Here is a 17085-nt window from a genome sequence, read left to right on the forward strand (position 1 = left end):
GGCCTCCCGCCTGCCACCGCACCTGCATTTATAATCGCAGATGCGGCGTCAGGTAAGTTACAAGGGGCTCCGGGAGCCCTCGATAGCTCCCGCGCCCCTCACCAACTGCGACTAGATCGCTTCGCTCTCAAGTCTCCGTATCAGTTTTGACTGCAGACAGGTCAATCATGCCCCCGGGGGGCATTTCGACCTGCCTGCAGCCAAAACTCCCAAAGGAGCGGAAAAACCTCAAATGTCTGCCGTCAGGGCGCCGCCGGGTCGCGCCGCACCGGGGCCGGCGCGTCCTGCCAGCCGCCGCCAAGCGCCTTGAACAGGCTGATCTGCGCATCCGCCACCGCCGCATCGGACTGGGCGAGCGCCGCCCGCGCATCGGCCCGGTCGCGCTCGGCCTCGATCAGCAGCAGGAAGCTGTCGGCGCCGTAATCGAAGCGCAGCCGCGACAGGCGCGCCGCTTCGGTGCTCGACTGCGCGGCGCGGGCGAGCGCCGCATTGCGATCCAGCGCACCGGCATAGCGCGCCAGCGCCTGCTCGACTTCCTTCAGCGCGGTCAGCACCGTTCCGTCGAAGCTGGCGAGCGATGCGTCCGCGCCTGCCTCGGCCTGGCGGACGCGGGCGCGCGCGGCCGTCATGTTGGGGAAGCTCCAGGAGATCAGCGGGCCGAGCGACCAGGAAAAGCCCGCCGGCTTGAAGATGTCGCCCGGTTTCTGCGCGCCGAAACCGACCGAGCCGAGCAGCCGGATCGACGGATAGAGTTCGGCCGTCGCGACACCGACGCGGGCGGTGTCGGCGGCCAGGGTGCGCTCGGCCGCGCGGACGTCGGGGCGCCGCGCGAGCAGGGCCGCGCCGTCCCCGACCGGTACCGTCACCGTCACGCGTGGCGGGGCCGTGCACGTGTCGGCATCGGCGTCGATCGCTTCGGGCGTATGGCCGGTCAGCGCTGCCAGCGCGTAGAGCGACGCGCGACGTTCGGCCTCGAAGCTCGGGATCGACGCCTGGGTATTGGCAAGCAGCACATCGGCGCGTTGCACGTCGCGCTGCGTGCCCCGCCCGGCTTCGAACAGAGTCCTGGTCAGGTCGAGCGTCTGCTGCTGGAGCTTCACCGTCTCCAGCGCGACCGCGCGCTGCGCCGCGTTCGAACAGGCCTGGGCATAGGAGCGGGCCGTCTCCGCCGCGACCGAGACCCGGGCTGCGTCGAGCTGCGCGGCGGCCGCGTCGGTGTCGCCCCGCGCCGCTTCGATCGCCCGGCTCACGCCACCGAACAGGTCGATCTCATAGGAAGCGTCGAAGCCCAGCGAGTAGAAATCGGTCTCGAACGATTTGCCGGTCGGGCTCTGCGTCGCGGGTGTGCGGCTGCGGGTCGCCTGGGCGCTGAGATCGGTGCTCGGCAAGCGCGCGCTGCGCTGCTCGGACAGGACGGCCCGGGCGCGGGCGAGGTTCGCCGCCGCGGTACGGATATCGGTATTATGCGCCAGCGCGTCGGTGACGAGCCGGTCGACCACCGGATCATTGTAGAGCTGCCACCAGTGATCGGGCAGCGGCGTCGCCGCGACGCTGCTGGTCCGCGCGGTCTCGACGAAGCCGGCGGCAGAGCTGCTCGGCGTGGCGGGATGTTTATAGTCAGGGCCGACCGTGCAGGCGGAAAGGGCGAGGACGCTGGCCAACACCCCCATTACCTTCCCAACTGGTGCCCGGCCAACGCCGATAGGCGCTAGGGCAAGGCCGTTTTTGGCCCTCAACCAGACGATTGCTCCTCTCCAGTGGGAGAGGATAGAGAAGCTTGGCAGCTTGCTGCCTAGCGAAACTTGGAGAGGGGCTCCGGGAGTTATCGAGAGCTCCCGGAGCCCCTCACCACCTTCGCCTAATTCCCCCGGAACAAGTCCGGGGTCATAAGGCTCCGTATCCTCTCCCGCTGGAGAGGATATAAACGTTACCTTAGCGCCTATGCGGCCTATGCCGGGGAGCGGGGAGGTGAGGGCGCGACGGCGCATCATGCCGGCTCTCCCGCAGGCTCGGCATGCGGCGTCTCAGGCGTCTTCTTCCGCGGAATCTTGCTCGACACCCAGTCGCCGAACTTCCGGCTGATCACATAGAAGCTCGGCGTGAACAGCAGGCCGAAGGTGGTCACGCCGATCATCCCGAAGAACACCGCCACGCCCAGCGCCTGGCGCATCTCGGCACCGGGTCCGGATCCGATCACCAGCGGCAGCACGCCCAGGATGAACGCGATCGAGGTCATCACGATCGGGCGCAGGCGCTGCTCGGCGGCATGCTCCGCGGCGGCGTGCATCTCCATGCCGGCCAACTCGTTCTGCCGCGCGAACTCGACGATCAGGATCGCGTTCTTCGCGGCCAGGCCGATCAGCACCACAAGGCCGATCTGGGTGAGGATATTGTTGTCCCCGCCCATCAGGTTCACGCCCAGGATCGCGGCAAGCAGGCACATCGGCACGATCAGGATGACGGCGAGCGGCAGCACCAGGCTTTCGTAATTCGCCGCGAGCAGCAGGAACACGAACAGCACCGCCAGCCCGAACACCAGGCCCGCGGTATTGCCCGCCTGTTGCTGCTGGAACGCCAGCTCGGTCCATTCGAAGCGCATGCCCTTGGGCAAGGTTTCCTCCGCCAGCTTCGCCATCGTCTTCAGCGACTGGCCCGAGGAGAAGCCGCGCACGGTATCGCCCTGGAATTCGGCGGACGGATAGAGGTTGTAGCGCACCACCCGGTACGGCCCGCTGTCGTTCTTCAGGGTCATCACTGCATCGAGCGGCACCATCTCGCCCGCCGCGGAGCGCGTGCGCAGATGGCCGACGTCCGACACCTGGTCGCGATACGGCGCATCCGCCTGGGCGGTCACGCGATAGGTGCGGCCGAGGAAGTTGAAGTCGTTGATATAGGTCGAGCCGAGATAGGTGCCGAGCGTCGAGAAGACATTCTCCACCGGCACGCCAAGCTGCTCGGCCCGCTCGCGATCGATATCGGCGAACAGGCGCGGCGTACGCGTGTTGAAGGTGGTGAAGGCGCTGGTGATGCCCTCGGTCTGGTTCGCCTTCATCATCATCTGGAAGGCGGCGCCTTCAAGCGCCTTGAGGCCCAGATTGGTGCGATCCTCGATCAGCATCTTCCAGCCGCCGCCGGTGCCGATCCCGCGCACGGGCGGCGGCGGCACGACCAGGATGTTGCCGCCGTTGATCGCGCCGAACGCGTGGCGCAGCTCGTTGGCGATCGCATCGGCGTGCGGCCGTTCGGCATGCGGCTTCAGCGGGATGAACATCGCGCCGGCATTGGGCGCGGTGGAGAAGGTGGCGCCGTCAAGGCCGGCAAAGGCGACGGTCGCCTGGGTCGACTTGTTGGCCAGCGCGATCTTGCCCGCCTGGCCCATGATCTCGGTTGTCCGCTGCAACGAAGCCCCCGGCGGCAACTGGATGACGGCGATCAGATAACCCTGGTCCTGCGCCGGGATGAAGCCGGTCGGCGTCGCGGTGAAGCGCCAGCCGGCGAGCCCGATCAGCCCGGCATAGACGATGCCGACCAGCGCCAGCGCGCGCACAGCCCGCGCGGTATATTTGCCGAAACGCTCACCCAACCGCTGGAAGCCCTTGTTGAAGCCTCGCGCGAAACGGCCGGGCCAGCCGAGAATGCCCTGGCGCGGCTCGCTCTCATGGCTTGGCTTCAGCACGATCGCCGCGAGCGCGGGCGACAGAGTCAGCGAGACAAAGGCGGAGATCACCGCCGCCGAGACGATGGTCAGCGCGAACTGCTTGTAGAACTCGCCCGAGATGCCCGGGATGAAGCTGGTCGGGATGAACACGCCGCACAGCACAAGCGAGATCGCGATCAGCGCGCCGGACACCTCGTCCATCGTCTCATGCGCTGCCTCGCGGGGGCTGAGGCCCTTTTCGTGCATCAGGCGCTCGATATTCTCGACCACGACGATCGCGTCGTCGACCACGATGCCGACCGCGAGCACCATGCCGAACAGCGACAAATTGTTGAGGCTGAAGCCGAACGCGGCGAGCATCGCCAGCGATCCGACCAGCGACACCGGCACCGCGATCAGCGGGATGATCGTGGCGCGCCAGCTCTGCAGGAACAGCAGCACGACCAGGGCGACCAGGATGATCGCCTCGATCAGCGTGTGGTACACCGCCTCGATCGACGCCTGGATATATTCGGTCGGGTTGTAGGGGATGCTGTACGCCATCCCCTGGGGGAAGCTCTTCGCTGCCTCGGCGATGTCGGCGCGGACCGCGTCGGCGGTGGTGAGCGCGTTCGACCCGGGAAGCTGGGTGATCGCGATGCCGATCATCGGCTTGCCCGACAGGAAGGCGTTGATGCCGTAATCCTGCGCGCCGATCTGGACCCGCGCGACGTCGCGCAACCGGGTCAGCCGGCCCTGGTCGTCGCGCTTGACGATGATCTCGCCGAACTGTTCCGGGCTGGCGAGCCGGCCCTTGGCCTGGATGCCGAGCTGGAAGGCGGTGCCGCCCTGGTTGAACGGCGGCGCGCCGACCGATCCGACCGCGACCTGCGCGTTCTGGGCGCGGATCGCCGCGACGATCTCGTCGACGGTCAGGTTGCGCGAGGCGGCGCGATCGGGGTCGATCCAGACGCGCATATTATAGTCGCGCCCGCCGAACGCGCGCACGCCGCCCACGCCGGGAATACGCGCCATCCGGTCGATGATCTGCGTGGTCGCATAGTTCGACACATATTGCTGCGGCAGCGACCCGTCGGGCGAGGTAAGCGCGATCACCATCAGGATGTCGGGCGAGTTCTTCAGCACGGTCACGCCGACCTGGCGGACCTCGGCCGGCAGGCGCGGCTCGGCGGTGGAGACCCGGTTCTGCACCAGCACCTGCGCCTGGTCGACATTGACGCCCTGCTTGAACGTCACCGTGATCTGCAACGATCCGTCGCCCGTGGCGGACGAGGACATGTAGAGCATGTTCTCGACGCCGTTGATCGATTCCTCGAGCGGCGCGGCAACCGTCTCGGCCAGCGTTTCCGCCGTGGCGCCGGGGTAGTTGGCGGTCACCACCACGGTCGGCGGCGCGATCTCCGGATATTGCGCGACGGGCAGGCCGGGATAGGCGACCAGCCCGAACACGACGATCAGGATCGACATGACGGCGGCGAAGATCGGCCGCTCGATGAAGAAATGGGGGAATTTCACGGGATCAGTTCGCCGTCGCTTCGGACGCCGGCGGCGCCGTGTCCGGTTGCGATGTCGGGCCGGTGTCAGCCGCCTGCGGCTTCATCACGACCTTCTTCGCCTTCACCGCCATGCCGGGCTGAAGCGTCGTGATGCCTTCGATCACCACCGCGTCGGTCGGCGCCAGGCCGGTCTTGACCACGCGCAGGCCCTCGACCTGCGGCCCGGTCTCCACCGGCCGCGGCGATGCCTTGCCGTCCTTGCCGACGACATAGACGAGCTTGCGGGTCTGGTCGGTGATGATCGCCTCGTCCGGCACCAGCATCGCCTTGTAGGTGCCCGAACCGAGCAGCCGCGCACGGCCGAACATGCCTGGCGTCAGGAAGCCGTCGGGATTGGCGATCACCGCATGGGCGCGGATCGTGCCCGAATTGGTGTCGATCGCGTTGTCGACGAACTCCATCCGCCCGTGCCAGCGATAGCCGCTCTCGTCGGCCAGCTGGACCTGGACCGGATTGGCCGTGTCGCGCGAGGAGCCGCGCTCGCCCTTGCGGTCCTGGCGGAGATATTTGAGGTAGAAGCTCTCGGCGCCCTCGAACGAGAACCAGATCGGATCGGTCGAGACGACGCGGGTCAGCACCGTCGTGCCCTCGGTCGCGAAATTGCCCTTCGACACGCGGCGGTCGGAAACCAGGCCGGTGATCGGCGAGCGGACGGTGGTGAAGCCGAGGTTCAGCCGCGCATTGCTGACATTGGCCTGCCCCGCCGCGAGATCGGCCGCGGCGCTGCGCACATTGGCCTGCTTCGTCTCATATTCTTCCTTGCTGATCGCCTGGGCGGCGAGCAGCTTGTCGGCGCGGGCAAGCTCGGAACGGGCATTGATCAGCGCGGCATTCGCCTTGGCGACCTGCGCCTGGGCCTGGCCGAGCGCGGCGGCATAGGGGCGCGGATCGATGGTGAAGAGCGGCTGGCCCGCGTGGACGCGCTGGCCGTTGGTGAACAGCACCCGGTCGATCGTTCCCGAGACGCGCGGGCGAAGCTCGACGTCCTGGATCGCCTCGAACCGGCCGACATATTCGTCCCAGTCGACCACGTCGCGTTGCAGCGGGACGGCGACGGTGACTTGCGGGGCGGGCGGGGCGGGCGGCTTGCCACTTCCCGAGCAGGCGGACAGGGCAAGCGCCGCGGCGGAAATCAGGGAAGCGGCGGGCCAGCGAGAAACAATCGGCATCGGTGGCTCATCCCCTTAGAGGCCAGCTTCTTTTCCGAGCATCCCCGATCTGGTCCTGGGTCTCGCGCCCGGCGTATATCCATGGTGCAAGTGCGAACGTTGCGAGCCGTTTGCAAGACCGATCCAGCCGATTTCGGTGTCATTTTACCGCTAACATATTCAGACAAAAGCGGAACTTTCTTTCCACTTTATTGCTGCCACCCATGGTCCCGTATCCGGCTATTCGTCCAGCTCGCCGAGCGCCGGCACGGTGAAGCTGAACACCGCGCCGCCTTCCGGCCGGTTGGCGGCGGTGAGCGTGCCGCCATGGGCCTCGACGATCCGCCGTGAGATCGACAGGCCGATGCCCATGGCGGACCCGCTTTTGGTGGTGGCGAAGCGCGAATAAAGCCGGTCCGCCAGCTCCTTGGGCAGGCCGGGGCCGCTGTCGCAAACCGAAATCTCGACCATGTCGTCGGCCAGGCGCGATTCGATGACGATCTCGCGCTTGCCCCCGGTCCGGCCGCGCAGCGCATCCACCGCGTTGCGCAGCAGGTTGACCAGCACCTGCTGGATCTGGATGCGGTCGGCGAAGATCGTGTCGGCTTCGGGCTCCAGCGCATAGCTCAGCTGGATGTCGAACTGCGCGGTGCCGAACAGTACCAGCTCGACCGCCTCGCGCGCGACCACCTCCAGCGACTCCACGCGCATCTCGCCCTCGCGCTTGGCCAGGAAATCGCGCAGGCGCCGGATGATCTCGCCCGATCGCAGCGTCTGTTCCTCGCCCAGCTTGAGCAGCTCGGCGACGCGCCCGCCATCCTCGCCGCGCTGGATCAGAATGCGCGCGGTGGCCAGGAAATTGGCGGTCGCGCTGAGCGGCTGGTTCAGCTCATGCGCGAGGTCCGCCGCCAGTTCGCTCATCGCGCTCTGGCGGGAAATGTGCGCCAGCTCGGAATTCAGGTCGCTCATCCGCTGCTCCGCGGCGAGCCGGTCGGAAACGTCGCGGATCACGCCGGTGAAGATGCGGTCCTTGCCCAGCCAGGCCTCACCGATATTGAGTTCGACCGGGAACAGCGTCCCGTCGGCGCGGCGCGCGGTCAGTTCGCGCGTGCTGCCGATCACATGGCGTTCGCCGGTCTGCAGATAGCGTTCGAGCGACGCATCGTGCCCGGTCGCGATCGCCTCGGGCATCAGGAACTTCACGTTGCGACCGATCGCGCTCGTCGCCGCGATATCGAACATCCGCTCGGCGGCAGGGCTGAAGCTGCGGATGATGCCCCTGGCATCGATCACGACCGTCGCATCGGGGATCGTCTCGATGATCGACTGGAGCTGTGATCGTGCCTCGCGCTCGTTGCGCTCGGTCACGTCGACATGTGTGCCGACCAGCGTCTTCAGGGTGCCGTTCGCATCGTAATGGCAGGTCGACGATCCCTCGATCGTGCGGATCTGCCCATCGGGCTGCCGGAGGCGATAGGTATAGGCGATGTGTCTGTCGCGTTTGGTCGCGGCGGCCGCCAGGATCGCCATCACGTCGCGCCCGTCCTCCGGCTCGACCGCGGCGAACCATTGGTCGAAGGTCGCAAGGCCGCCCTCGGGAAAGCCCAGCCGCTGCTCGGAGCCCGGGGACAGCTCGAGCCGCCCGGTCACCACGTCCCAGTGCGATACGCTGATCTTGTGCGCATCGGCCGCTGCGGCAAGTCGCGCCTCGCTCAGTCGCAGGGCGCTCTCGGCCCGGACCCGTTCGGAGATGTCGAGCATCTTGAGCACGAACAGCGGCTCCTTGTCCGGGCGCTCGTGAACCTCGGTGCTCTCCATCACGCTGATCTCGGTGCCGTCGTGCCGCCGCTCGATCAGCTCGCGCTCGGCTGAGCCGATGGGTTGGGGCGGCTCGGCCGGGCCGCTCTCGCCGTGACGCGACTGGAGCAGCGCATATTTCTTGCGGCCGATCGCCTCCGCCGCGGACCAGCCGTAAAGCTGCTCGCACCCGTGCGACCAATAGGTGATCTCCCCGTCAGGCCGGGTCAGCGCGATCGCCGCGACATCGAGCGCCAGCGTGACTTCGTTGAGTTCTTCCTGCTGGCGCCGGAAACGATCGGCCGACAGCCAGAGCAGGAAACCCAGGATCGCGACATTGCCAAGCATCGCCAGCAGCTCGGTCTCGGGCAGCGCGACCGGCCCGCTGCCGGCGCCCCAGCGCGCGGCGAGGGTGGGCATGATCGGCAGGGCGATGACGAGCGGCAGGATCAGCCAGTAAAGCGGGCCGCGGGTACGGCTGGGGGATAGCAGCACCGTCCAGCCGGCATCGGGCCGCCACAACAGGAACGCGGCGGCCAACGCGATGGTGATCAGGCTGCCAGGCAGCGGCGCGACGAACACGCGCAGGATCGTGGCGTCTTCGCCCGGGGCGACGAACAGCAGCAGCAAGGCCGAGGCGACGCCGAAGCAGAAGGCGGCCGACGCGAACAGATTGGCCAGCTCCGCCCAGGCCTGGCTACGCCGCCGGGCGGCCAGCAGCGCCAGCCCGAGAAAGCCGAAGGTGGCGATCGAGTTCGCGACCGGGCGCCCGGGATAGGCACTGTCGAACCGGCTGACCTCTTCGGGGAAGAGCAACAGGTCGATACCCGGGGAGATGCCCGTGATATTCTCCGCCAGCACGCACGCCGCGATCAGGATGGGGACGGCGAGCAGGAAAGGGGCGGCGCGATGCCCGGCGATCGTCGCCCAGAAACCGGCGGCGAGAAAGATATAGCCCACCGCCGACAGCGGCCACATCGGATGGCCGCTGACGCCGAAGCTCTTGAGCGACGACGCGTCGAACACCCATCCGGCAAAAGGTATGCCGCTGAACAAACCGGCCGCGACGATAAGGGTGAGAACAATCTTCCGTTCCGTGGACCCACCGTGCCCTGGACGTGCATGTGATTGTTGTTTCAACCCTTTCGCACCTCCTGTGCCCGGCCGATACCAGCCGGGAGGCTAACACAAACCAAGGGTTCAGGCGAGCTTGGCGAGCCGTGCCGACAGGCTCACCGGAACCGATATGGTTGTTCTTCGCAAACGGCATAGACGAGCGATTCCACCGCCGACTCGCCTAAAGATAGTGAAGCGCCGATTAGGCCTCGCACCGGAATCCCGCCCGGACGCATCCGATAGGTCGGAATCGGTTCCATCTCGGTTTGAGACCACTCCGCATCTTCTGTCAGCATGCGCGGGGCGGTGTAGAGCCAGCCGTCGAACGGGGGCAAGGCGGCATGACGGACAGGGGCTCGGGCTACGCCGCGTTGGACGCGCATCCGGCGAGACGCGCAGCGTCGCGCCCGCTGCGTGACCGCCGTCACGCGTGCTCCTGCAATGACGGTGATAGTGAGCGTGATGGGATGACGGCCGGGGCGGCGGACAAAAATTGCGTAGTGTAGATCAATGATCAATCCGGAAGGCGCGCCCAACAACGCGCAATTGCTGTCGGTCATCGCCCATGCGCGGGCTGGCGCGCTCGACCGTGCCTGGGCGATCTATGGCGCGCTGGATCCCGCGAGCGTCGTGGCCGACCCCGCGGCGCTGGCGGTAAAGGGCCGGCTGCTCAAGGGCATGGCGTTGCAGGCGGAGGGCGCCGCCCGGCTGACGCTCTATGGCGATGCGGCGACGGCCTATCGCCAGGCCGCAGCGGCGGGTGGCGGGACCTATCCGCTGATCAATGCCGCGACGCTGTCGCTGCTGTGCGGGGCGGAGGATAGCGCGCGCTTGCTTGCCGGGGAGGCGCTCGCCCGGATCGCGGCGCATCCCGACGAACCCGAAACGCCCTATTACCGCGCGGCGACCCGGGCCGAGGCGCTTCTCCTGCTCGGTCGCGAGGACGAGGCACAGGCCGCACTGGCGGAAGGCATGGCGATCGCGCCGCGGGCCTGGGAAGATCACGCATCGACGCTCCGCCAGTTCGCGATCATCCTCGCCGCGCAGGGCCGGGACGCCGCCTGGCTCCAGGCCTATCGTCCGCCGCGCTCGCTCCATTTCGGCGGCCATATGGCCTTCCGCGCCGATCCCGCGCCGACCGGCCTGTCGCGCGAGGTCGCCGCGGTGCTCGAGCAGGAGCGCGTCGGCTTCGGCTATGGCGCGCTTGCCGCCGGTGCCGATATCATCGTTGCGGAGGCGCTGATCGACCGCGGTGCCGTGCTGCACGTCATCCTCCCCGGCACGGTGGAGGGCTTCGCTGCGGTGTCGGTCGATCCGCATGGCCCGATATGGCGGCGCCGCTTCGACGCCGCGCTTGCCGCGGCCGAGACGGTGCGGACGGTCGAGCCAGCCGAAGGATGTCCGGACGAGACGATGATCGCGCTGGCCGACGAGATCGCGATGGGTGGGGCGTTGATCAATGCGCGGCTGCTGGCGAGCGAAGGGGTGCAACTGCTCGTCATGCCCGATGATGCCAGCGGTACCGATGGCGCATCGGCCCGGTCTCGCGACGCCTGGGCGCGCGCGGGCCGTCGCCAGGCCATCCTTCGCGCTCCACGCGAGCATACCGATCTGCCGCCGGAGCCGGAAAGGACATCCGCCCGGCACCGCGCCGCCGTGCTGGCGATCCGAGTCGCGCGGGACGATCGGCAGGCCGGGCTCGACGCGCTCAAGACGGCGCTCGAGCAATGCCCCGTGCCCGACGTGGCGCCGAGCTTCACCGGGGAGGACGTTGTCCTCGCCTATGACGATGTCGCACAGGCCGCGCTGGGCGCGGCGATCCTGGCCGCCGACGCGCGGAGCGTCGGCGGCCAATATGGCATCGCGGAAAGGGTACACGATCCCTTTACCGGCCTTGTGCGGCTGGCCGGTCGCGCGCTGGATCTGGCGCGCGCCGCGGCGGCCTCCGCGCCAGCCGGCACCGCCTGCGTCGCCGAGGATTTCGCCGCGGCGCTGGCCGTGGCCGCGCCCGATGCTTTCCGTCCGGAATTCGTCGGGGAGCTTGGCTCAGCTACCGATGCGGCGCCGATCGGCCTGTTTGCGCTCAAGCCGCAGCGATGATGCCGCTCACAGGATCATTTCCTCCAGCCGCTGGGGTGCGACCACGCTCAGGCAGTCGTCGTCGCGACGGATGATGCCGCGCCGCTCGAGCGCGTTGATCGTGCGTGACGCCGTCTCCCGCGTGGTGGCAACGCGCAGCGCGAGGTCGGCGATCACCGGTGCCGGGCGGATCGTCATCGCATCGCCGCTGCGCGCCTGACGCAACAGTTCGGCATGGACTCGCCCAACCGCCGACAATGCGGTGCGCTCGTACATGCGCTCGGTCGTGCGCCGCAGCCGTCGCAACAGCATCCGCGACAGCGCCAGCCCGATACAGCCATATTGCTGCGCGAGCAGCGCAAGGTCACCGGCATCGAGCGTCAGCGTCCGCACCTCGTCGACCGCCACGACATCGGCATCCTGCCGCGCCGCCTCGGCCTCGCCCAGGGCGCCGAACAGGTCGCCGGGGCCGAATTCGTGCAGCAGCACCATCTGCCCTTCGGCGGCATAGAGCAGCGCATGAGCCCGCCCGACCAGCAGCAGGAAAGTCAGCGTCAGCCAGTCGCCCTGGCGCAGGATGATCGCGGTTCGCGCGAAGGAGCGCTGTCGCCCGCGACGGGTCACCTGCTCGGCCACGTCAGCCGGGCACGCGAACACCGCGCTGACGAACATCCGGGCCTCGTCCTGCTGCACCCCGCGCTTCCCCCCAGGCGATGGAGGTGATTGGAGCCCAAGCGGACGGACTTGGCAATCGGTAACGCGTGCTATCGCAGGAACAATCAGGCCAGCCGCTGGTTTCCCCTTTCCTGGACATTCGCCGAAGGGGTGACGGTGGAACAATGAAAAGCGCAGAGAACGGAACGCCGCAGACCAGCAGGTTCGAGTTGCTGGTCCAGAGCGTCACCGACTATGCGATCTACATGCTCGATCCGGCCGGCACGGTGATCAGCTGGAATGCCGGCGCCGAACGGTTCAAGGGGTATCGGGCCGACGAGATCATCGGCGACCATTTCTCCCGCTTCTACACCGATGAGGATCGCCGCGCCGGCGTGCCCGCCCGCGCTCTGGAAACCGCCCTGAACCAGGGCCGGTTCGAGGCGGAAGGCTGGCGCGTGCGCAAGGGCGGCACCCGCTTCTGGGCATCGGTCGTCATCGATCCGATCCGCGATGCCGACGGCAGCTTCATCGGCTTCGCCAAGGTGACGCGAGACCTGAGCGAACGGCGGGAAGTGGAAGAGGCCCTGCGCAGCAGCGAGGAACGATTCCGCCTGCTCGTCCAGAGCGTGACCGACTATGCGATCTACATGCTCGATCCCACCGGCAGGGTGGTCAGCTGGAACGCGGGCGCGCAACGCTTCAAGGGCTATACCGCGGACGAGATCATCGGCGAGCACTTCTCACGCTTCTATACCGAGGAGGATCGCAAGTTCGGTTTGCCCGACACCGCGCTCGACACAGCGGTGCGCGCGGGCCGTTTCGAGGCGGAAGGCTGGCGCGTGCGCAAGGACGGCGCGCGCTTCTGGGCGTCGGTCGTGATCGATCCGGTGCGCGATCCGGCGGGCAAGCTGCTCGGTTTCGCCAAGATCACGCGCGACCTGACCGAGCGCCGCGAAGCGCAACAGGCGCTGGACAAGGCGCAGGAGGCATTTTTCCAGTCGCAGAAGATGGATGCGATCGGCAAGCTCACCGGCGGTGTCGCGCATGATTTCAACAATCTGCTCGCAGTGATCATCGGCAGCCTCGATCTTGCGCGGCGGCGGATGGGAGAGGGGGCGGACATCGGCCGTTTCCTCGACAACGCGATGAGCGCGGCGGAACGGGGCGCGACCCTGACTCAACGCATGCTTTCCTTCGCGCGGCGGCAGGAGCTGAAGCTCGAAACGGTCGATGTGGGGGATCTGGTGCGCGGCATGGCCGAGCTTGTCCAGCGGACCATCGGTGCCGGGATCAGCATCGACACGGAATTTCCCCTTCGCCTCGCCCCCGTCCAGGCGGATGCCTCCCAGCTCGAACTGGCGGTGATGAATCTGGTGGTCAACGCCCGCGACGCCATGCCCGAAGGCGGCAGGGTGACTATCGAAGGCAGGGAGAAGCGGATCGGACGCGGTGCCGAGCTGGAGCCGGGCGACTATGTTCGCCTGTCGGTGATCGATCGCGGCGAGGGCATGGACAAGGCGACCCTGGCCCGCGCGATGGAACCGTTCTTCACCACCAAGGGTATCGGCAAAGGCACCGGTCTTGGCCTGTCGATGGTCCATGGGTTCGCCGAACAAGGCGGTGGTCGGCTGATCCTGAAGAGCCGCCCGGGCCGGGGCACCAAGGCGGAGCTGTGGCTGCCGATCTCGAAGGCGGTGGCCGGCGCCGATCCGGGCAAGCAGGCCGCGGCGTCCCATGTGGCGACGGAGCCGCTGGTCGTGCTCGCTGTGGATGACGACATCCTCGTCCTGACCAATACCGCCGCGATGCTCGAGGACATGGGCCACCGGGTAGTGCTCGCGACGTCGGCGCGGGAGGCGCTGGCGATCCTCGACAGGGAGGCGGTCGACCTGGTCATAACCGATTATGCCATGCCGGAGATGACGGGCGCCGAGCTGGCCGCCGCGCTCCCTGCATCCATGCCGGTCCTGATCGTGTCGGGCTATGCGGAAATTCCCGCTGGAGCAGAGGCCATGGGGGTCAGGCTCAACAAGCCGTTCCGCGACGAGCAGCTCGCCCGCGCGGTACGGGAGGCGATGCTGTTGCGCGAGGCGACGGCCGTCTCATAACGGGCGCAGACCGCGCCCCAGCTCCCCGTTACTTGGCGGTGGCGACCTTGCTCGGCTGGGCCCGGGCGCCCGACTCGGTCTGGACCTGGCCCGCGCGCTGCGACAGCTCGGTGCGCACCTCGTCGGCCCGGATCCGGTCCAGCACGAACCATACGGCGGCGGAAAGCAGGAAAAGCAGCGCAAAGGTGATCAACACCGGCACCGCCTCGTTCTCCTGCGTCGTGACTGCCTGTTCAGGCTGATCATTAGTCAGGTCGGTCATACGGTCCCCCAAACTATCAAGGGGCGCAACGTCGCTGCGTCCCACTGGTTCCCGACGGAAGTGGAGATCGCTCCGGCGGCGGGCGCGTTGGAACCTCTGCCACACCGGTGATCGTCCGCCCCCTAACAGAGCCATGATCGATATGGAAAGCCAAAGACGGTGGAATGGTACCGTTAGGAGACGAAAATGCGCCGAACCCGTCACCATGGTGGGGACATGACCCGTTTTGAAACTTCCGGCGGAAAGAATCGTTCGACCATGATGACCGCAACCGAATGCGACCGCCTGGCCGACCGCAAGTCCCTTCCCGACACCGCCGTGCACGTCCTTCGCGAATGCTGGTTCCTCGCCTGGAGCCTGATTCCTGCCGGCAGGACGCTGCGGCGGCGCCTTGCCAACCGGGGCGGCGCGCGCATCCTGCTGCTGCCCGGGCTGTTCGCGACCGACGCCGCGATGCGGCCGATGCGGATGGCGCTCCGCTATGCCGGCTACCGCGCCTATCGCTGGGGTCTGGGGCGCAACATGGGTGCCTCGGCCGATCTGCTCGACCGCCTCGACCGCCGGATCGATCAGCTGCAGCGCCGCGACGATCGTCCCGTCATCCTGCTCGGCTGGAGTTTCGGCGGGCTGATCGCGCGCGAATATGCCAAGGTCGCGCCGCACCGCGTCCGCGCCGTCATCACCCTCGGCAGCCCCTTTTCGGGGGATCTCAGCGCGACGATGCTCGCGCGCGTCTATGAATGGATCGCCGGCCACCGGGTCAGCGCGCCGCCGATCGACTGCACGCTTTCGGAAAAGCCGCCGGTGCCGACCGCGGCGATCTGGTCGCGCTGCGACGGCGTCATTCCCGTCTCCGCCGCGCGCGGTGCTGCGGGAGAGGCTGACTACCGGATCGAGACAAGCTGTTCGCATCTCGCTTATCCGTCGGACGGCGAGGCGCTCGCGGCGGTGCTGGACGCGATTGCACGCTGCTGCCCGGACGAGGTGATTGCACCGGCGGAGCCTCGGCCGGTCTTTGCGCGGGGCGATCTGCCCCGGGGTTTCCCAGCCTGATTTCCCGAACTGCCTCGATGTTAAGGCGCCGCACCTCGGTACCGCCTAAGCCCGGTCTTTATCGGCGCTTGCGTGCTGGTCCGGCGCGGCGAACAATGGAGCCGAAATGAACACCAGAAAGGCCGAAACCGGTGTTGCCGGGCTCGATGACATCACCGCGGGCGGCTTAACCCGCGGTCGCCTCTATCTTCTCGAGGGCAGCCCGGGCACGGGCAAGACGACGATCGCCAGCCAGTTCCTGATGGCCGGCGCGGCTGCCGGCGAACGCTGCCTGTACATCACCCTCTCCGAAACCGAGGAGGAGCTGCGGGAAAGCGCGGCATCCCATGGCTGGGTGTTCGACGACGCCATCGAGGTGTTCGAGCTGGTGCCACCCGAGAGTCTGCTCGACGAGGATCAGCAGCAGAGCCTGCTCTATTCCTCCGATCTCGAGCTGGGCGAGACGACCAAGCGCATTTTCGAAGCGTTCGAGCGAGCGAGGCCCGACCGCGTCGTGCTCGACAGCCTGTCCGAGATTCGCCTGCTGGCACAGAGTTCGCTGCGCTATCGCCGCCAGATTCTCGCGCTGAAGCATTATTTCTCGCGCCACGGTACGACCATCCTGATGCTCGACGACCTGACCACCGAGATGCTCGACAAGACGGTGCACAGTGTCGCGCACGGCGTGGTCCGGCTGGAAGAACTGTCACCCAATTATGGCGCGGAACGCCGCCGCCTGCGCGTGATCAAATATCGCGGCCAACGGTTCCGCGGGGGCTATCATGACTTCGTGATCGAGACGGGTGGCGTACGCGCTTTCCCGCGGCTCGTTTCGGCCGAGCACAAGAACAGCTTCAGCCGCGATCTGGTGGCCACCCGGCAGGGCGCGCTGAACGCGCTGCTGGGCGGTGGCTTCGAGCGCGGATCGAGTACCTTGATCATCGGCCCGGCCGGTACCGGCAAGTCGTTGCTGACCCTGACCTTCGTCGCCGATGCGGTGGCGCGGGGCGAGCATGCCGCGATGTTCATCTTCGACGAGGAGATGGGCCTGCTCACCTCCCGCGCAAAGGCGCTCGGCATCGATCTCGAAGCGATGGTGGCCAGCGGATCGCTGACGCTCGAGCAGGTCGATGCGGCCGAGCTGACCCCGGGCGAATTCTCCGAGCGCGTGCGCACCTGTGTCGAGAAGCACGAGGCGCGCACCGTCGTGATCGACAGCGTCAACGGGTATCAGGCGGCGATGCCCGAGGAGCAGGCGCTGATCCTGCACATGCACGAGCTGCTGCAATATCTGAATCGCCAGGGTGCGACGACCTTCCTGACCGTCGCGCAGCATGGCCTGGTCGGCGACATGAAGGCGCCGGTCGACGTGACCTATCTGGCCGACACCGTGATCCTGCTGCGCTATTTCGAGGCAGCCGGGCGCGTCCGCCGCGCGATCTCCATCGTGAAGAAGCGTACTGGCGCGCATGAGGATACGATCCGCGAGTTCCGGATCAGCGGCGACGGAATCACATTGGGCAAGCCTTTGACCGAATTCCAGGGCGTGCTCCGCGGCGTGCCGTCGCTGATCGGCGCCGCACACCACGATGTCGATTCGTTTGCTACCGAATGATCCCCGCGTGAATCGCACATCGGCCCAGCGCGCGATCGTCCTCGCCCCGCATGGCCG

The 17085-nt window shown here is 67.4% G+C and carries 10 protein-coding genes; 4 read left to right on the forward strand and 6 right to left on the reverse strand.

The features are described from left to right. Window positions 1-242: 242 nt before the first annotated feature. The 4 genes from AC1RT8_RS06040 to AC1RT8_RS06055 form a co-directional block, all read right to left on the reverse strand. Window positions 243-1670, reverse strand: coding sequence for an efflux transporter outer membrane subunit (locus tag AC1RT8_RS06040; RefSeq protein WP_493074689.1), 1428 nt, complete (start codon window positions 1668-1670; stop codon window positions 243-245). Window positions 1671-1987: 317 nt separating this feature from the next. Next, the gene (locus AC1RT8_RS06045) at window positions 1988-5173 is read right to left on the reverse strand and encodes an efflux RND transporter permease subunit (RefSeq protein WP_493074690.1); all 3186 of its coding nucleotides are present in this window, start codon (window positions 5171-5173) and stop codon (window positions 1988-1990) included. A gap of 4 nt (window positions 5174-5177) precedes the next feature. Beyond that, window positions 5178-6383 (reverse strand): efflux RND transporter periplasmic adaptor subunit, encoded by a 1206-nt coding sequence (locus AC1RT8_RS06050; RefSeq protein WP_493074691.1) that lies wholly within the window; start codon window positions 6381-6383, stop codon window positions 5178-5180. Between the two features lie 219 nt (window positions 6384-6602). Next, the gene (locus tag AC1RT8_RS06055; RefSeq protein WP_493074692.1) at window positions 6603-9185 is read right to left on the reverse strand and encodes a PAS domain-containing sensor histidine kinase; all 2583 of its coding nucleotides are present in this window, start codon (window positions 9183-9185) and stop codon (window positions 6603-6605) included. Window positions 9186-9785: 600 nt separating this feature from the next. Here AC1RT8_RS06055 and AC1RT8_RS06060 point away from each other — a divergent pair. Then, a complete protein-coding gene (locus tag AC1RT8_RS06060; protein ID WP_493074693.1) occupies window positions 9786-11375 on the forward strand; it encodes a tetratricopeptide repeat-containing protein in 1590 nt (529 codons plus the stop codon). A gap of 6 nt (window positions 11376-11381) precedes the next feature. On the opposite strand, the gene AC1RT8_RS06065 is transcribed toward AC1RT8_RS06060, so the two are convergent. Next, entirely contained in the window at window positions 11382-12047 is a 666-nt protein-coding gene (locus AC1RT8_RS06065; protein ID WP_493074694.1) for a Crp/Fnr family transcriptional regulator, read from the reverse strand. Between the two features lie 146 nt (window positions 12048-12193). Between AC1RT8_RS06065 and AC1RT8_RS06070 the strand changes: the two genes are divergently transcribed. Then, the gene (locus tag AC1RT8_RS06070; protein ID WP_493074695.1) at window positions 12194-14119 is read left to right on the forward strand and encodes a hybrid sensor histidine kinase/response regulator; all 1926 of its coding nucleotides are present in this window, start codon (window positions 12194-12196) and stop codon (window positions 14117-14119) included. Between the two features lie 28 nt (window positions 14120-14147). Here the strand turns inward: AC1RT8_RS06070 and AC1RT8_RS06075 are convergent, their stop codons facing one another. Next, a complete protein-coding gene (locus AC1RT8_RS06075; RefSeq protein ID WP_493074696.1) occupies window positions 14148-14381 on the reverse strand; it encodes a hypothetical protein in 234 nt (77 codons plus the stop codon). A 261-nt stretch (window positions 14382-14642) separates the two neighbouring features. Here AC1RT8_RS06075 and AC1RT8_RS06080 point away from each other — a divergent pair, with 261 nt between their 5' ends. Further along, entirely contained in the window at window positions 14643-15434 is a 792-nt protein-coding gene (locus AC1RT8_RS06080) for an alpha/beta hydrolase (protein WP_493074697.1), read from the forward strand. Window positions 15435-15540: 106 nt separating this feature from the next. Beyond that, window positions 15541-17028, forward strand: coding sequence for an ATPase domain-containing protein (locus AC1RT8_RS06085; RefSeq protein ID WP_493074698.1), 1488 nt, complete (start codon window positions 15541-15543; stop codon window positions 17026-17028). Window positions 17029-17085: the final 57 nt, after the last annotated feature.

This window comes from Sphingomonas sp. GW821-FHT10F11 (assembly GCF_058809095.1).